The organism is Leisingera sp. JC1, from assembly GCF_001679925.1.
Classification (GTDB): Bacteria; Pseudomonadota; Alphaproteobacteria; order Rhodobacterales; family Rhodobacteraceae; genus Leisingera.
Map to the genome: position 1 here is coordinate 1 of NZ_LYUZ01000095.1, position 17,138 is coordinate 17,138.

At 63.1% G+C, this 17,138-nt stretch carries 17 protein-coding genes and 1 pseudogene; 2 read left to right on the plus strand and 16 right to left on the minus strand.

The genetic code is table 11. The features are described from left to right. Positions 1-166 (plus strand): annotated as a pseudogene (locus A9D60_RS14320) (bifunctional methylenetetrahydrofolate dehydrogenase/methenyltetrahydrofolate cyclohydrolase); the annotation flags it as partial. Between the two features lie 86 nt (positions 167-252). Here the strand turns inward: A9D60_RS14320 and A9D60_RS14325 are convergent. The 4 genes from A9D60_RS14325 to A9D60_RS14340 all read right to left on the minus strand — a co-directional run bounded on the left by A9D60_RS14325 (position 253) and on the right by A9D60_RS14340 (position 4,259). Continuing rightward, on the minus strand, positions 253-660 hold the full coding sequence (locus A9D60_RS14325) for a PaaI family thioesterase (protein ID WP_065268222.1): 408 nt from the start codon (positions 658-660) through the stop codon (positions 253-255). 74 nt (positions 661-734) lie between these two features. After that, positions 735-1,385 (minus strand): ligase-associated DNA damage response endonuclease PdeM, encoded by a 651-nt coding sequence (gene pdeM / locus A9D60_RS14330; protein ID WP_065268223.1) that lies wholly within the window; start codon positions 1,383-1,385, stop codon positions 735-737. 37 nt (positions 1,386-1,422) lie between these two features. Beyond that, on the minus strand, positions 1,423-3,852 hold the full coding sequence (locus tag A9D60_RS14335; protein ID WP_065268224.1) for a ligase-associated DNA damage response DEXH box helicase: 2,430 nt from the start codon (positions 3,850-3,852) through the stop codon (positions 1,423-1,425). Between the two features lie 38 nt (positions 3,853-3,890). After that, positions 3,891-4,259 carry a winged helix-turn-helix transcriptional regulator gene (locus A9D60_RS14340; RefSeq protein ID WP_065268225.1) on the minus strand — a complete coding sequence of 123 codons (369 nt, stop codon included), beginning with the start codon at positions 4,257-4,259 and terminating at the stop codon, positions 3,891-3,893. 91 nt (positions 4,260-4,350) lie between these two features. Between A9D60_RS14340 and A9D60_RS14345 the strand changes: the two genes are divergently transcribed. Further along, positions 4,351-5,121 (plus strand): nuclear transport factor 2 family protein, encoded by a 771-nt coding sequence (locus tag A9D60_RS14345; protein ID WP_065268226.1) that lies wholly within the window; start codon positions 4,351-4,353, stop codon positions 5,119-5,121. 44 nt (positions 5,122-5,165) lie between these two features. On the opposite strand, the gene A9D60_RS14350 is transcribed toward A9D60_RS14345, so the two are convergent. The 12 genes from A9D60_RS14350 to A9D60_RS14405 form a co-directional block, all read right to left on the minus strand. Beyond that, entirely contained in the window at positions 5,166-6,473 is a 1,308-nt protein-coding gene (locus A9D60_RS14350) for an ATPase (RefSeq protein WP_065268227.1), read from the minus strand. Positions 6,474-6,642: 169 nt separating this feature from the next. Further along, a complete protein-coding gene (locus A9D60_RS14355) occupies positions 6,643-7,140 on the minus strand; it encodes a prepilin peptidase (protein WP_065268228.1) in 498 nt (165 codons plus the stop codon). A 3-nt stretch (positions 7,141-7,143) separates the two neighbouring features. Continuing rightward, positions 7,144-7,992 carry a tetratricopeptide repeat protein gene (locus A9D60_RS14360; protein WP_065268229.1) on the minus strand — a complete coding sequence of 283 codons (849 nt, stop codon included), beginning with the start codon at positions 7,990-7,992 and terminating at the stop codon, positions 7,144-7,146. 30 nt (positions 7,993-8,022) lie between these two features. Beyond that, on the minus strand, positions 8,023-8,613 hold the full coding sequence (locus A9D60_RS14365) for a tetratricopeptide repeat protein (protein WP_065268230.1): 591 nt from the start codon (positions 8,611-8,613) through the stop codon (positions 8,023-8,025). After that, on the minus strand, positions 8,613-9,596 hold the full coding sequence (locus tag A9D60_RS14370) for a type II secretion system F family protein (RefSeq protein ID WP_065268231.1): 984 nt from the start codon (positions 9,594-9,596) through the stop codon (positions 8,613-8,615). Before A9D60_RS14370 ends, A9D60_RS14365 begins: the two co-directional genes overlap by 1 nt. Before the next feature lie 10 nt (positions 9,597-9,606). Next, positions 9,607-10,575 (minus strand): type II secretion system F family protein, encoded by a 969-nt coding sequence (locus A9D60_RS14375; protein WP_065268232.1) that lies wholly within the window; start codon positions 10,573-10,575, stop codon positions 9,607-9,609. After that, positions 10,575-12,011: a CpaF family protein gene (locus A9D60_RS14380; protein WP_065268233.1), complete on the minus strand. Its 1,437-nt coding sequence runs from the start codon at positions 12,009-12,011 to the stop codon at positions 10,575-10,577. Before A9D60_RS14380 ends, A9D60_RS14375 begins: the two co-directional genes overlap by 1 nt. 24 nt (positions 12,012-12,035) lie before the next feature. After that, positions 12,036-13,271, minus strand: a complete 1,236-nt coding sequence (locus A9D60_RS14385; RefSeq protein ID WP_065268260.1) for an AAA family ATPase — start codon at positions 13,269-13,271, stop codon at positions 12,036-12,038. 359 nt (positions 13,272-13,630) lie between these two features. Then, positions 13,631-14,251, minus strand: coding sequence for an OmpA family protein (locus tag A9D60_RS14390; RefSeq protein WP_065268234.1), 621 nt, complete (start codon positions 14,249-14,251; stop codon positions 13,631-13,633). An 18-nt stretch (positions 14,252-14,269) separates the two neighbouring features. Beyond that, positions 14,270-15,661 (minus strand): type II and III secretion system protein family protein, encoded by a 1,392-nt coding sequence (locus tag A9D60_RS14395; RefSeq protein WP_065268235.1) that lies wholly within the window; start codon positions 15,659-15,661, stop codon positions 14,270-14,272. Positions 15,662-15,875: 214 nt separating this feature from the next. After that, positions 15,876-16,733: a Flp pilus assembly protein CpaB gene (gene cpaB, locus A9D60_RS14400; protein WP_065268236.1), complete on the minus strand. Its 858-nt coding sequence runs from the start codon at positions 16,731-16,733 to the stop codon at positions 15,876-15,878. Positions 16,734-16,860: 127 nt separating this feature from the next. Further along, on the minus strand, positions 16,861-17,070 hold the full coding sequence (locus tag A9D60_RS14405; RefSeq protein WP_065268237.1) for a hypothetical protein: 210 nt from the start codon (positions 17,068-17,070) through the stop codon (positions 16,861-16,863). Positions 17,071-17,138: the final 68 nt, after the last annotated feature.

Here is a 17,138-nt window from a genome sequence, read left to right on the forward strand (position 1 = left end):
GCTGGTCGGCGACGTCGATTTCGCCTCCGCCGCGGACCGCGCCGGCGCCATCACCCCGGTCCCCGGCGGCGTCGGCCCGATGACCATCGCCTGCCTGCTCGCCAACACCGTCACCGCCGCCTGCCGCGCCAACAACCTGGCAGAGCCCGAGGGCCTCACTGCCTGAAGCGCAGACCGCTGAGGTCCGAACAGATCTGCTCCCGCCGGAACGCCTCCGGCGGGAGTTTTTTTGTTCAAAGATGAAGGTGGAGATTAAGCGGAGACCGGCACCATGGTGCCTTGCAGGAGGGCGACCAGCTTTTCCTCTTCGCCTGTCACCGCGTGAACCTCTGCCGTGACGATCACCAGGCGGCGGCCGGGCTTGATGACCTTGCCGGCGGCACGCAGATAGTCCCCTGAACCGGGGGCCAGCAGGTTGATCTTCATCTCCGCTGTCATCACTTCACTGCCTTCCGGCATCAAGGTAAGCGCCGCATAGCCTGCGGCGGTGTCGCCGATGGCAAAGCTGAGCGCCGCATGGGCCACATCGTGCTGCTGGCGGCTGCCGGGCAGGATCGGGGCGGTGATCACCACTTCGCCGGGCGCGACGCTGGCGACCTCCGCGCCCAGTGTCTGCATCATGCTCTGCTTGGCGAAACTGCTGCGGATGCGGTCATCCATCACATCTGTCCTTCTGCTGGTTGCGCCAAGCATAGAAGAGGCCGGATGGCAAAGGGTCTGTGACGCTGCGCCACTTAGCGGGGCATTGGCACCGGCAGCGCCTGCGGGCCGGTCAGGATCGCCAGCGCGTCCCTTTGCATCAGCGTGGAGAGCGCGGGATCGGTGCTGCGCAAGCCGCCGGTGTAGGTGCCGAAGGCGGGCAGGATCAGGCGCGACTGGTCGAGCAGGAAGCAGGGGCGGGAGGTGCTGCGCACCCGCGCCTTGGGGTGGTAGTGACCGGAGATTTCTCCCTGGGCAGCAGGAACAGCGATATGGCGGAAGGTAAGGGGGGCAAGATGCAGCTCTGCCATCTGCTCGCCGCCCAGATCCGCAGGGGCCGGGTCGTGGTTGCCGGTGATCCAGATCCAGCGGCGATTCTGCATAAGGGCACCCAGCTGCGATTGCTCCGCATCCGGCAAAGCCCGCGAGGCGTCGTCGTCGTCGAAACTGTCGCCGAGGCAGACCACCGTGTCCGGCTGCAAGGCAGACACCAGGTCTGCAAGGCGGCTGAGCGTGTCCCAAGTCTCGTAAGGCGGCAGGGCGCTGCCGCCGCGCCGGATGTGGCGCTCGGATTTGCCCAAGTGAAGGTCGGAGACGCAGAGCAGACGGTGCTCTGCCCACCAGAGCGCGCCGGAGCTGAGGGCAGTGAGGCGGACGCCTGCGAGGGTGAAATCATATCCGGTCATGGTTCGGGTTTATCTGTCACAGCCCGGCAGGCAAGGGTTATTGCGGCAGCTTGTCCAGCCCGGATTGCTGCATCAGCGCCGCGGCCTCCTGCTGCAGCAGTTTCTCTTCAGCCGCGCCCTTGACCGGGACCTTGCCAACCTCCAGCAGCAGGGGTGCGGCGAGGGGGGAGATGCGCTCCAGCCGCCGCAGCGTGATGCGGCCGCGGGTCCGCTCCAGCATCTCCTCGATCCGCCCGAAATCCACCAGACCCCGCAGGGCTTCCTCACGGGTGATGTCCATCAGCAGGTGATCGGGATCGTACTTGCGCAGCGTGTCATAGAGGATGTCGGAGGAGAAAGTCGCCTGCCGCCCGTTCTTGCGCGCGCCGGGGGTGTTGCGCTCGATCAGGCCCGCGATGGTGGCAGCGCCGCGGAAGGAGCGTTTCATCACCGCATTGCCGGCCAGCCAGCCCTCCAGCCCGTCGCGCAAGCTTGCCGGGTCGAACAGCGGGGCGGGGTCGGTGACCTCTTGCAGGCCCCAGATCAGGGTGGCGTAGTCGGTCGATACAAAGCCCAAAGGATCTAGCCCCAGTTCCTCCATCCGCTTGGTCAGCAGCAGGCCCAGGGTCTGCTGGGCATTGCGCCCGGCAAAGCCGTAGACGCAGATGTGCTCGCGGCTGTCGTGCGGGAAGCTTTCGATCAGCAGCCGCCCGGCGCGGGGCAGTTCGGAGACCTCCCGCTGCAGGTCCAGCCAGTCTGCGGTGTGGCGGGGCAGGGAGGGCCAGCTGTCCTGTTTGAACATCGCCAGGATGCGGGCGCTGAGCTGGGTGGAGGTGGCGAATTTACTGCCGGAAAACACCGCGATCTTGGGCTTCCTCCCAGGGTTGCGGGTGACCTCCACGGTCATTTCGCGCAAGCCCTCGTAGCGCACGGTCTGGCCGCCGATCAGGAAGGTGTCTCCGGGGGTGAGGGTGGCGGCAAAGGCTTCCTCCACCTCGCCCAAGGGTTTGCCGCCGCGGCTGCGTTTCAGGCGGACCTTGATCAGGTCGGCGTCCTGGATGGTGCCCAGGTTCATGCGGATGCGGCTGGCCGCGCGCGGGTCGCGCAGCTGCCATTTGCCGTCCGGGCGCTGCAGCAGGCGCTGCCACTGGTCATAGGCCTTCAGCGCGTAGCCTCCGGTGGCGCAGAAGGTGAGGCAGGCATCAAACGCAGCGCGGGTCAAGCCAGCATAGGCGCCGGCTTGGGTCATCTCGGCATAAAGGTCATCTGCATCAAACGGGCCTGAACAAGCGGCAATCAGGATGTGCTGGCACAGCACGTCACGGGGGCCGGACCCGCGCGGGTCGCCGTCCAGATCATTTTCGCGCACCGCCTCCAGCGCGGCGCGGCATTCGACCACCTCAAACCGGTTGGCAGGCACCAGCAGGGCCTTGGACGGCGCATTGTAGCGGTGGTTGGCGCGGCCGATGCGCTGCACCAGGCGTTTCACGTTCTTGGGGGCGCCGATCTGGATCACCAGATCCACATCACCCCAGTCGATCCCAAGGTCCAGCGAGCCGGTGCAGACGATAGCGCGCAGCTCTCCCCGGACCATCGCCGCCTCGACCCGTTCCCGCTGAATCCTGTCGAGCGAGCCGTGGTGGATGCCGATCGGCAGCGCGTCTTCGTTGGCGAGCCAGAGATTGTGAAAGAAGATCTCCGCCTGGGCGCGGGTGTTGTGAAAGATCAGCGTGGTCTTGTGCGCCTTGATCTGTTCCATCACCGCCGGGATCGCATAAGCCGCACCGCCGCCGGCCCAGGGCGGGGCCTCTTCGGTTTCCAGCATCCTTATGTCCGGCGCAGGACCGGGATCGGCCAGCACGATATCGCAGGGGTCCGGATGGCGGGCCAGGTAGCTGGCGATGGCCTGCGGGTCATCCACCGTGGCTGACAGGCCCACCCGCCGCAGGTCCGGGCACAGCGTCTGCAGCCGCGCCAGCGCCAGCATCAGCTGGTCGCCGCGTTTGCTTTCGGCCAGCGCGTGGATTTCATCCACCACAACCCGCCTGAGGCCCTTGAATGTGCGGGCAGCGTCCTCGTAGGAGGTCAGCAGCGCCAGGCTTTCCGGCGTGGTCAGCAGGATATGCGGCGGGTCGGCGCGCTGGCGCCTCTTGCGGGAGGCAGGCGTGTCGCCGGTGCGGTCATCAATGCGGATCGGCAGGCCGGTCTCCTCAACCGGCGTGCGCAGGTTGCGCTTGATATCCGCGGCCAGTGCCTTGAGCGGCGAGATATAGAGCGTGTGCAGCCCGTCGTGGGTTCCGTCGGCCAGTTCCGCCAGTGTCGGCAGGAACCCCGCCATTGTCTTGCCGCCGCCGGTGGGGGCGATCAGCAGAGTGCAAGGCGCCCCGGCCCGCGCCAGCATGGCGTGCTGATGCGGATGGATGGTCCAGCCGCGGGCGGAGAACCAGTTTTCAATCGCTTCAGGCAGGGCAGGGGCGGTGTCACTCATCCTGCGGAATCTGGGAGGCTTTGCAGCTCATTGCAATGTCATTTGCTGTCATAGGCGGTACGGGAATCCAGAACCTGCTGATGCCGCCCGGCGGCCCAGATGGTCAGGGATTTCATGTGTTCCAGAAGCTCCTGCCCCAGGGGTGTCAGCGCATAGGACACAGCCACCGGCGGGCCGGGATCAACGCTGCGGGTGATATAGCCGTCGCGCTCCAGCTTGCGCAGGTTCTCGGTCAGCACCCGCTGGGTCACATCGCCGATGGTGCGCCGCAGCGCGCCGAACCGCAGCGCGCCGTCCTCCAGCACCAGCACGATCAGCATCTGCCATTTGCCTGTCACCTGCGACAGAACCTGCCGGATCGGGCAGTTCTCGGCTTGGTCCTTGGAGAGGGCGGTTACTGGAAGCATACCTGGTTCCTAAATAGTGCGTAATTGATATCTGGTGCAGAAAGGATACCACATTGGGCTGTCACGACAATGTGATTCGAAAGGACATCCGATGAGTGCCAAAGAACTCGTCCTGAATGCCGTAGCGGCGATCTTCACCTCGTTTAACCCGGAGGCGGCAGAGCAGCTGCTGGCGCCGGGCTATATCCAGCACAACCCGATGGTGCCGACCGGGGCTGCGCCCATTATCGGCTTCATTCCGGCGCTGAAGGAAAGCGGTGTCACGATGGAGGTCCACCGGGTGATTGCCGAGGGCGACATGGTGGTGCTGCACAGCACATTCGGCAATGCCCAAGCCTTTGGCGGGGAGACGCTTGTGGCCTTTGACGTCTTCCGGGTCGAGGACGGCAAGGTGGCTGAGCATTGGGACAACCTGCAGCCGCCCGCCGCGCCGAACGCCTCAGGCCGCACCTTGACCGACGGCACGACGGAGATCACGGATCTGGACAAAACCGCGGAGAACAAGGCGCTGGTGCAGGGTTTTGTAACTGACGTGCTGTACGGCAAGGCGCCGGAGAAGATCACCAGCTACGTCTCGACAGAGACCTACCTGCAGCACAACCCGAATATCGGCGACGGGCTGGAGGCCCTTGGCGGCATGATCCAGCATCTGGCGGAAACCGGCCAGGCGCTGGCCTACACCAGCACCCCGATTGTGGTGGCTGAGGGGAACTTTGTCTTTGCCGCCTCAGAGGGCAGCCTGGGCGAAACCCCAATGGCGTTCTTCGATCTGTTCCGCGTCGAGGACGGCAAGATCGTCGAGCACTGGGACACCGTCAGCCCGATCCCGGCAGAGATGGCGCATGAGAACGGCAAGTTCTGACGGCGGTCAGCGAAAAGGGCGGGGATGACCCCGCCCTTTTTTGATCACTTCACGATGTGCTCGTCCTTTACGAACATGTTGGCCCAGGCCCGGTCGATCAGTTCCGGCGACATCTGGTAGGGGATGCCCTCGAACTCGCAGATAGAGATCATCTGGTCGATCAGGAACACCGGCTGGTAGTTGGCGTAGATGTTGCTGATCGTCGGGTATTTCTTCTTCAGCAGGTGCACCAGCGCCGCCTCGTCCAGCGGCATGCCCTTCTTGCGGGCCACCATGGCAAAGATCTTGAGGAAGTTTTCCTGGTTCGGCCCGTCGATCTTGATCTTGAAGAAGATCCGGCGCAGCGCCGCCTGGTCGAAAATCTCATTCGGGTGGAAGTTGGTGGAGAAGATCACCAGCGTGTCAAAGGGCACCTCGAATTTCTCGCCCGATTGCAGCGCCAGGATGTCCTTGCTTTCTTCCAGCGGAACAATCCAGCGGTTGACCAGCGACTGCGGCGGCTCCGCCTGGCGGCCAAGGTCGTCGACGATGAAGATGCCGCCGGTGGATTTCAGCTGCAGCGGCGCCTGGTAGGTGCGGGCGGTGGGGTTGTAGACCAGATCCAGCATGTCCAGCGACAGCTCGCCGCCGGTGATCACGGTGGGGCGCTCGCACATCACGTAACGCTCGTCAAAACGGCGGCGGCGGCGCAGGGCGTTGGGGTCTTCCGGCTCCTGCTCGACCGCGGTGTGCACGATCGGGTCATAGACGGTGATCACCTGGCCCGCGTATTCGATGGCGCGCGGCACATAGACATGATCCCCCAGCGCATCGCGGATGCCGTTGGAGATCGAGGACTTACCGTTGCCCGGCGGGCCGTACATCAGGATCGAACGACCGGCGCTAACAGCCGGGCCCAGATGGTCCAGCAGGCTGTCCGGAAGCACCAGATGCCCCATCGCATTGGTCAGCTGGTCGCGGGTCACCTGGATATTGCGGATCGACTGGCGCTTCACCTGCTCGCGGTAAACCGCCAGCGGCACCGGCATGGCGCCGAAATATTCCGACTGGCTCAGCGCATCCTGGGCGCGGGACTTGCCCGCGTCGGTCAGCTGGTAGCCCATTTCATTGCCGCTGTTGGCGTTCAGCGTGCCGGTGGCCTCCAGCAGCCGCTGCTCGCGGGCCATGTCCACCAGCTCCTGGGTGACAGAGGACGGCAGGCAGATCGCCTCGGCGATCTCAGTCACATTTTCCACGTTCTTGCGGAAGATGGTCTTGAGCAGGATATCCCGCATCATCACCACCGGCAGCTGCATCTGTTCCAGCCCCTTGGGGGCGGGCGGGGCAACAACGGCGAGGTTTTGCATGTTCATGGCGGTGCCTGTTCCTGATATCCGTATCCGGCCCCGGCAGACGGGGCGCTCCTGGAAACAGACTATTCAGGACTGTGGCAACAGCGGGGCAGAGCTGCAGCATTTCCGCGAAGCAACACGGAAACGCCGAATTGTTTGAAACTTTTGCACGCTGTGCGCCTGCCTTGGGTCAGCTGCCGAACTGTGCGGCAAGCCCCAGGTAAATGGCGAGGGTGGCCCCCAGGCACAGGCCCATCGGGAAGCTCTTGCCGGTGTCCCAGCTTTGCCATTGCGGCGCTAGCTGCCGCAGGCGGGTGTATTTGGCAATCCGGTGCGCGGTGAAGCCGGCCAGCAGGGTGGCGGCGAAAACCACCATCAGGAACCGTAAATCTCCCAGGGCAATGAAGGGCGCGGCGGCGCCTGCAAATTTGGCGTCGCCGGCGCCGACAGCGCCGGCTGCATAAAACAGGAACCCAAGGCCGACGCCGATGGGCAGGTGCAGCAGCTGCCAGCCGTAATCCGCCCAGCTGGGCATCACCAGCGCCCCGATCACCACATAGATCACCGCCAGCAGGTCAACCGCCCAGTTGGGAATCCGCATGCCGCGCAGGTCAGTCAGCGCCACCGTGTAGCACAGCGGCAGCACGAAGGGCAGGAACCACAGGGCGGCATGGGCCGGGAACTGCATGGCTCAGCCGTTTTCCAGCGCCGCCAGGGAGCGCGCAGCTTCTTCAAAGTGCTGCGGGTGGGTGGCAATCGCTTCGCGCAGCAGGTTCTCGCCAACCTTAACGTCGCCCTGCTTGATCGCGGACAGCGCCAGCGTGTGCAGCAGCAGGGCGCGCTCGGTCTGTTTCAGCGGGATCACCGGCAAGGAGTAGTTGCGCTGCGCGCCGCGGGCCAGAACGAGGTTGTTCTTGGCGGTGAACAGGCTCTGGTCCTGACGGATCGCGTCGCCGAACAGGCGCTCTGCACCGGTAAAGTCGCCGCGGGTCAGCTTGGAATACCCCCAGTTGTTCATGATCTTGGCGGGCGTGGTGGTCAGCCCGACCGCGATTTCATAGAAGCTGTCGGCGCGTTTCCAGTCCTTGTTGGCGTCGGCGACAACAGCCTCCAGCCGGTAGCGCTCATAGGTCTCATAGGTCGGCGGCACCTTGTCCAGTTCCGCCTTGGCCTGATCCCATTCGCCGCTGCGCACCAGGGCGCCGGCCAGGTGGACGCGGTCCTCGCTGCTGGCGCCTTTCATCGACACAACCTGCTTCCAGGCAACGGCGGCTTCGGTGTTGCGCTTGGCGCGGGTCAGCGAATGCGCCAGGCCGCGGTGCAGTTCAATCCGGTCCGGACTGTTCCTGATGGTGCGCTGGAAATGGGCCACCGCTTCATTCGGATCGGCCACGTTCAGCATCACATCGTTGAGATTGCTTTCGTCGATGACGTTCACTTCCTGCAAGGCACGTTCGACGGATTCATCGGCTTTCTCCGCGCAGGCCGACAGGACCAGCGCCCCTGCTAGAGAAGCGGATAGAAAAATCTGCTGGCGCATTGGTGCGTCCTTTTTACTGCTCTGCCTCTGTTATGGTGTCTGGCGAATCAGGTAGCTGCCGCCGCCCTGCCGCACCAATTTGTAGTCTTCTTTTTGCGGAGCAGTATGCGCAGGATTTTCAAGTTTTGCGAGTGCCAGGCGTAAATTATCGCGGATTGCGTCACTTTCGCCATTGTCGAGCGCGTAGGCGCGATGGAACACCTGCACCGCTTCGGCGGTCTTGCCGCGTTCCATCAGCGTGACACCCAGATTATTCATCGGTTCCGGCCAGTCCGGATCGGCGGCCACGGCCTGGCGCAGCAGGTCCTCGGCCTGTCCCAGGCGCCGCAGGCCCAGCTGGGCGCTGCCCATGCCGGACAGCACTTCCGGCGTCAGCCCGTTATCCAGCGCCGCACGGGTGAAGGCCTCAAGCGCCAGGTTGTACTCTCCCGCGGCCATCAGCCGGTTGCCGACCAGCAGGGCGTCTGCCTCTTCGCCGCGCAGGTCCGCGCCCGGCGCCCAGGGGCTGTCCTTGTCCTGTCTCAAACCGCCCGGCGCACATGAAGCCGCCAGCGCAACAGCGCTGGCGGCGGTGAGAGCCAAAAGCAGCCGGACACCGGGTGCCCGTTCTGTCAAATTCATTATTGGGGTCCCAGATTGCCCAGATTTGCGATGTTCTGCGCCGAGGGGCCGACCAGGATGATCAGCAGCGGCGGAACCGTCAGCCCCATTGTGGCAAGTGTCATCTTCACAGGCAACTTGTTTGCGGCCTCTTCCGCCCGCATGACCCGTTTGTCGCGCATCTCGCCGGCATAAACCCGCAGCGCGTCGGCGATCGAGGTGCCGAAGCTGGCGGACTGGATCATCACCGTCACAAAGGAAGAGACATCCATCACGCCGCAGCGGGTGCCGAAATCCCGCAGCACCTTGTCCTTGTCCTTGCCCGCTTTCATTTCATGGGCAACCACCTGGAATTCTTCCGACAGCTCCGGGTAGGAGCTGCGCAGCTCCGAGGCCACCCTCACGATGGCCTGGTCCAGCGACTGACCGGCCTCGACGCAGACCAGCATCATGTCCAGCGCGTCCGGGAAAGCGTCCGTGATCGCCTGCTTGCGGGCCTCGATGCGGCGGGTGATCCAGTAACGCGGCAGGAAATAGCACACGGCCGCGGGGGCCAGAATGCGGATCGCCATCTGCTGGCCGTCGAATTCCACATCCGCCTTCAGAACGTAGACAAAGAACAGCCCGCCCATCAGGCCGACCAGCCCCAGGGCAAACTGGGCAAAGTGGAACAGCCGCACGGAGTCCTTGGAGATATAGCCCGCCTGCCGCAGCCGCAGTTCCATCGCGGACAGCTCGTCAGCATTCTGCGGCTCCAGGAAGTTGGCGAATTTCTGCAGCTGTTCATTGCGGCCGGTCTGCCGCAGCCGCTCCTTCTGCGGCGACTGCCGGGTTTCCGGCTTGATGTTCTTCTGCAGCTTCTTCAGCGGGTCTTCCCGCTGGTTCATGAGCAGCGGAATGGCCAGCAGGATCATGAACATACCCGCAATGCCAAGCGCCAGAAGCGGGCCGAACGGGCCGAACTGCGAGGTGAGGAAGCCTTCGATACCGGTCAGGAAATCCACGGTCCGCTCCTTAGACTTTGATGTTGGTCAGAATGCGCATGACGATCAGGTTGGCGGTCAGCATTGCGCCAACGACGAAACATGCAGGGATGAACCAGGGGTGGTCCGTGACGTTGTCATAGTAGTTGGGGTCCTTGACCAGGATCCCGATCAGGCACAGCAGCGGGAAACCGGACAGGAACTTGCCGGACCACTGCGCCTCGGCGGTGATCGCCTTCACCCGGCGGAACAGTCGGAAGCGGGCGCGGATCACCTTGGCCAGGCCTGCCAGCACCTCGGCCAGGTTGCCGCCTGACTGCTGCTGGATGGTCACAGCCACCGCCAGGAAGCGCATGTCCTGCATGTCCAGGCGCTCCGCCATCTCCTTGAGCGCCTCGCCGACATCGCGGCCATAGGCGCACTCATCGGAGATGACGCCGAATTCGGTGGCCAGCGGGTCTTCGACCTCGTTGGAGACGATCTGAATGGCGGAGGTGAACGGGTGGCCGACGCGAAGCGAGCGCACCATCAGCTCCACCGCATCGGGCAGCTGTTCCTCAATCAGCGCCATGCGCTTGGCCGCCTTCTTGTTGACCCAGAAGAACACCGCCCCGACACCGATGATCACGGCGCCCAGAACACGGACTGGCAGCGGCGCCGCAGTGCCGATGCTGAGACCGACAAACGCCAGCCCGGCCAGCCCGGCCATGATCACGATCAGCTGCTTGGGGGAAAAGGCGATGGCCGCCTTCTGCGCCCGTTCGGACAGCAGCGAATACAGCGGGATCGACTGCGATTTGGCGTGCTGGCCCATCTCCTTGCGCAGCTGCTCCAGCACCTGCTCGCGGTTGTTGCCCTTCTCCATCATCTCCAGCCGGCGGTTGACCTTGCTGTTCAGACTGATGGATTTGCCAAAGACAAACAGATACAGGCCTTCGACCAGCGCCAGAATCCCAAAGAAGATCGCGCCGTAAATAAGCGGTTCGGCACTCAGTTCCATCAGCGGGGCTCCATCGTGGTGGGTTCATAGATCGACGGCGGCAGGTCGTAGCCCCACAGGCGGAACCGCTCCGAGAAGTGGCTGCGCACGCCGGTCGCGGTGAAGTGGCCGATAATCTTGTTGTCCGGGGTCAGGCCGACGCGCTGGAACCGGAAGATTTCCTGCATCGAGATCACGTCGCCTTCCATGCCGGTGATTTCGGTGATCGAGGTCATCCGGCGGGAACCGTCCTGCAGGCGCGAGGCCTGCACGATCAGGTTCACAGCCGAGGCGATCTGGCTGCGCACCGCCTTGATCGGCATCTCGATGCCGGCCATGGCGATCATGTTCTCCAGACGCGAAATACCGTCGCGGGCAGAGTTGGCGTGGATCGTGGTCATCGAGCCGTCGTGGCCGGTGTTCATGGCCTGCAGCATGTCGATCACTTCCTCGCCGCGGGTCTCGCCGACGATGATGCGGTCAGGGCGCATCCGCAGCGCGTTTTTCAAACAGTCGCGGGGGGAAACCTCGCCTTTGCCTTCCACGTTGGGCGGGCGGCTTTCCATCCGGCCCACATGGGTCTGCTGCAGCTGAAGTTCCGCGGTGTCCTCGATGGTTAGGATGCGCTCGGCATTGTCGATGAAGGACGACAGCGCGTTCAGCGTGGTGGTCTTACCGGACCCGGTGCCGCCGGATACGATGACATTCAGGCGGGTGGAGACTGCGGCTTGCAGATAGGCCGCCATTTCCTCGGTGAAGGCGCCGAAATTCACCAGATCGTCGATGCCCAGCTTGTCCTTTTTGAACTTCCGGATCGACACCAGCGACCCGTCCACCGCAATCGGCGGCACCATCGCGTTGAAGCGCGAGCCGTCGGCCAAGCGGGCGTCCACATAGGGGTTGCTTTCATCGACGCGGCGGCCAACGGCGGACACGATCTTGTCGATGATCCGCATCAGGTGCTTCTCATCCTTGAACGCGATGTCGCTCAGTTCCAGCTTGCCGCTGCGCTCGACAAAGATCTGGTGCGGGCCGTTCACCAGGATATCGCTGACCGTCTCATCCTGCAGCAGGGTTTCCAGCGGCCCAAGCCCGGTCACCTCGTCATACAGTTCCTTGTTCAGCGTCTGCCGGTCCTCGCGGTTCAGCACGATGCTCTTTTCGGCCAGGATCTCTGTCGAGATGTTGGAGATCTCGGACCGCAGCTCGGCCTCGCCCGCGCGTTCCAGCGCCGCCAGGTTCAGGTTTTCCAGAAGCTCCCGGTGCAGCTGGATCTTGATCTCGTTCAGCCGCTCCTTGCGCTTGCGCTCCTTATCCATCGGGGCCGCTTCCGCCGCCTTGCGCTGGACCGGGCGCCGCAGGCTGACTGCAGGCTTGCCGTTTGCAGGTGCGGCCGGCTCCGGCGCCGGCGCCGGTGCAGCAGGTTTCGCGGCCTGTTTCTTGTACTTGGAAAACATCAACTCACCCCCAATTCAAGCCGTTCAGGCGGCTTCTGCTTCACTGCGGCCCAGCTCGTGCAGCGAGGCTGCAAGCTTGGCGATTTCCTTGCGCAACGGGTTCTTCGCGGCAGAGACAGCCAGCGGCAGACCGTGGTCGCAGCTCTGCAGGATCTGCTTGCCGCCGTCAGGCAGCTGCAGGTCGATCGAGATCCCCAGGGATTCGGCCATCCGCTTGACCCGGCTCTTGCCGGTCAGGTCGGTGAACTTGGGCGCCCGGTTCAGCGCAAAACGCAGCTTCTCGAACGGCAGGTCTTCGGCCTGCAGCGCCCGCTTCAGACGCAGCGCGTTCTGGGCCGAGCGCATATCCAGCTCGATCAGCGCGAAATAGACATGCGCCATGTTCAGCACCGTCTCGGTCCATTGCACCAGCGTGTGCGGCATATCGATGACGACGAAATCGAAATGGCTGCGGGCCATCGCAATGACACGGGTAATGTCCTCATGCGACAGCAGATCCAGCGGCACCATTTCGGCCGGCGCTGTCAGGACCTGCAGCTTGTCCTGGAACGGGATCAGGGCCTGGCCGAACAGATCCTCGTCCATGTTTTCCGATTCGCTCAGCATTTCCATCACCGCGTCGCGGCGCGGCAGGTCCAGGTAAGTTGCGGCCGAACCCGCCTGCAGGTCGAGGTCCAGCAGGCAGACGGTAGGCTCTTCATGCTCGCTGAGTGCTGCAAGCTCCCAGGCCAGGTTGACCGCCATGGTTGTGGAGCCGGTGCCGCCTGCCAGTCCGTGGCAGACGATCACCGCGCCTTCGCGCTGGCTGCCGGACTGCAGCTGATGCTGGTTCTGTGCCGCAGCGGGTGCCGGAGCCGGTGCCTGCAGCCGTTCGATGGCCGCCTGCAGCTCCTGTTCCGGCAGCGGGTAGGGGACAAATTCGTCAGCACCCTGGCGCAGCAGCGTGTGCAGCGCGGCCGGGGTCACGTCTTCGGCAATCAGGATGACCTTGATGCCGCGTGCTTTGGCCTGGGTGATGATCTCTCCCATCAGCGGCAGGTCGCCCTCGTCGGCGCTGTCGATGGCCAGAGCAATGAATTGCAGCGGTTCCGCTTCGGCCTGGCCAAAGAAGGCCAGCGCCTCGGTAAAGCCCAGATCGCCCCAGGCCTCGCCCAGTGCGGCTTCCATGTCTTCAATCAGGAGGTCGAAATTCTGCACGTCGCGGCTGACAGTGCAGGCAACAATCGCAGGTGTTTCTGTTTGCGGCATACCGCTGCTCATCGCCATCATCCTTGTTCACTTGGGCGGACCGGGCTTTGGGCACAGTCCGCCTCTTGGAAACAATGTCGGCGGCAATCTAGGCGATATTGGGGCCAAAAATCCCCAAATATGGGGAATTGTTACTACTTCGTAACCGACGGGCGGCAGGGGTCAGGACACAGCAATCCCGCATTTCTGGCGCGTGAACCGCCGCAAAGCAGCGGCCCTGACCCCTTGGACTTGACCGGTTTTGCCCCTGAGCTGCGCTATCGCCGCTTGAATTGGTGCCACTGTTCCAGCGGCCTTTGCCTGGTCAGGAACAAAATCAGGCAAACCAGCGGTGCAAAAAAGGAAGGGCCCTGATCCCAGGGCCCGCCTTATTAACCTTCGTCGATGGTGGTGATGGTCAGCGAGGTCGGAGGTATCGCGCTCTCGATATACTCGCGGTAAATGACCTTGGCGTATTTGCCGTCCAGCAGGGTCGGGTGCCGCTTCAGGAAGCCGCTCACCTCGGTCACGGTGCGGCGGTTGCGGCGCTCGCGGTCCGGCGTCGGAATCAGCGGCTGCGTCTCGCCGAAGGAGACCACCGCCTCAAGCCGGTTGCGGCTGATGCCGCGCGACACCAGGTAGTTGACCGCCGCACGTGCCCGGCGCAGGCCGAGGGACTTGTTGTAGGCGTTGCTGCCCACCGCATCCGTATGGCCGAACACGCGGAACCGCACCTCGGGGAACTGCTTGATCCAATGCGCCTGCCGGTCCAGCACCGCACGGGCTTCCTGATCCAGGCGCGCGCTGTCGAAGTCAAAGTTGATGGTGTTAGGCACTTCCTTGGCGAAGCGGCCGGCCAGTTGAATGGCATAGCTGCGGTCGCCCTTCATGACAGCGGCGTTGGTTGCGGCCGCGTCGCCGAAATGCTTTTGCTGCTGTGCGCTGAAACCCGTGGCGTCAGTGCAGGCTGCGACACTCAGCATCAGGCCGGCCCAGGCGATTTTTCTGATCATCCGCTCAATTCCCTCTGCTTAGTCCAGCACGTAGCCGTAGGAGCCGTTGAAATCCTGACGCGCAACTTCCGCAGCGGCGCCTTTGACATTGCGCTCCGTTGCACCCAGCAGGAACAGATCCGCTTCGCTGGGCGCTTTTACCCGGTCGGTCGGCAGCACCAGCGCTTCGCCGCGGGTCGGTGTGACCAGATGCGCGCTGACAATGATAACCAGCTCCGATTGCGAGTGCTGGAAATCTGCGCTGCGGAACAGGGCGCCGAGGATCGGCACGTCACCCAGCCAGGGCACTTGTGCATTGTTGTCGAGGAAGTTGTCTTCGATCAGGCCGGCGATGGCAAAGCTCTCGCCATCCCGCAGCTCAACAGTGGTCGATGCTTCACGGCGGGTGAAGGCGCTGACAGTCAGGTTGTTCAGGGTAAAGCCGTTGCTCGGGTCCAGTGCGGACACCGCAGCCACCAGCTCAAGGTTGATCAGATCACCGTCGACAACACGGGGAATGAAGCTGAGCTCGATGCCGAAGGGTTTGTATTCAATGCTGATTTCCCCTTCGTTCCCGGTGGTGGGGACGGGGTATTCACCGCCAGCCAGGAAGTTCGCTTCCTGCCCAGACAGTGCAGACAAGTTCGGTTCGGCCAGGGTGCGGACCAGCCCTTTACGCTCCAGCGCTTCCAGCAGCAGGCGCACGCGGGCGTTGCCGACACCGAAATCAAACAGGAACGCGCCCTGGATATTGTCCTGAGGGGTGATTGTGTCGGTGCCGACACCGTTACCGGCAGCCAGCATCGTGCCGGTTTCAATTGCCTTATTGCTCGAAGCGGTTGCCAGCGACGCGCTGAGCGACTTGGTCACTGACCGCTGCATCTCGGCGAATCGGACCTCAAGCATGACCTGCTGAATGCCGCCAACCGACATCAGGTTGCTGACACGCTCGGGCGCATAGCGCTCCGCCAGGTCCAGCGCCCGCTGCAGGCGGGCAGAGCTGGACACCACGCCCGACAGCACGATGCCGTCGTTTGCGGTGCGCACTTCGATTTTCTCGTTCGGCAGGATCTGGCGCAGGCGCTCCTTGAATTCGGTCACATCCGCAGCCACCCGCACTTCCACGTTGGTGATCAGCTGCCCGGAGCCGTCAAGCAGCGTCAACGTGGTCAGACCCGGGGATTTGCCCAGCACATAAATTGTGCGGTCGGACAGGGACGAAATGTCCGCGATGCCCGGATTCGCGATGCTGAGTTCCGCGAAGGGGGTTTCGCTTTCAACCACCACGGCGCGGTTCATGGGCACGTCCAGCGTCGCCGCCGTGCCTTTTTTTACCACCCGCAAGGATTGTGCCGATGCCCCATCCGCACCCGGTATGCCAATAAACGATAGACCCAAAAGGGCCGCCGCAACGAACCTACGAATTTTCATGTGACCTGCCTTTCCGATCACGCCTCATTGTTCGGGTCTTTATGCCCGCTCTTTCCGGCACTGTGGGACAGTTCCCGAATTATTGCAAGAATCAATGGCTTCGGGGCCTTTCTTAAGCAGCGCGGCATGTGGGGCCTAAGCAACAGACAGTTCAGCCGCGCTCCGGAAGGACGCGCGGCTGAACCTGTTAATGCACTGTAATGGAACAGAAAGCTTAGTTGGTGCAGGGGATCGGGATGGCCACAACTTCTGCGCCGCGGCGGGTACGGATGGTGCAGACTTGTTCCCTTTCGACCTCCTGCGGGGCTTCGATTGCGCCAAGGCCCAGAAGCTTGCGCTGGTCCACTTCGATGACTGAGGCAATGGTGTCATCGCCTGCACCCACCAGCGCCAGCGTCAGCTTGCCGGTGCTCTGCGCCTGGGCCAGGGCGGCAACTTGTTCAGGTCGCGCTGCAACAGTAACCGTGCGGGCAATGACGGCCCCATCGATATCGTTGCTGGCCTTCTGGTCCACCGCGATCAGTTCCACATTGGTCTCGATCAGCCGGGTGAAATCGCCCTGAACAGCGCCTTCCTGGCGCACTTGGCCAGTCCAGTAGATGTCGACCTTGTCGCCGGGACGCAGAAACCCTGACACGCCGGAGGACACATCCACCCGGATCGCAAAGGCACGCATGCCGCGCTCCAGCCGCGAAGTGATGCCGGCGTCTTCACCGGGCAGGGTGATCTTGCTGGCCATGATGGCCTCGTTCTTTTCCATGGTGCGCAGGATGACGCGGGGGGCGTCGTCCGAACCCGGCGGGAACAAAGCTTCAAGGCTGGTGAACACGCCTTCCGGCAGGCTTTCCTTGGGCCAGCGCACCTGGCGGATGTTTTCCTTGGTCAGGCGGTGGCCGTATTTCAAAGTATCCGTCGCAACAAAGATGTCGACGGTGGGGATGTTCTCAACCCGGGACGCGCGTTCCTGCGCAAGCGCGTTCTGATATGCGCTGACATATTTCTTCGTCATCATCACGGCGCCGCCGGCCAGGGCAACGCCAACAATCAGTACCAGTACAAAAATACCGCGCATAACTGTTCCTTTCGTGTGGTCTTCAACCCGCCGGGCAGGGGGTGTCAGCGCCGGAATGCCGTATTGTTACAGGGGCAGCTGCACCTGGGTTCAGGCGTAGTGCGCAATCAGGCGGAAATGGCCTGACTTATTGGAAGACCGAGTCTTGCAACTCGCCAATCGTTTCGGCAGCGTTATTCACATAGGTCTTGGTGCTGGTGCTGACTTGCTCAACGCCTGCCCCGATCGACACAAATGCAATGCCTGCAATCGACGCAACAACTGCAGTCAGAACAACCCAGTCAACGGTCACCGCTCCGTGTTCATCTGAGCGGAATTTGGCAAAAAGTGAAAACATGGGTTCCACCTTCTTTCTGCTTTTCTTGGGAAAAGAGGCCGCGCATCTTCGCAATGCGCGGCCCCTCA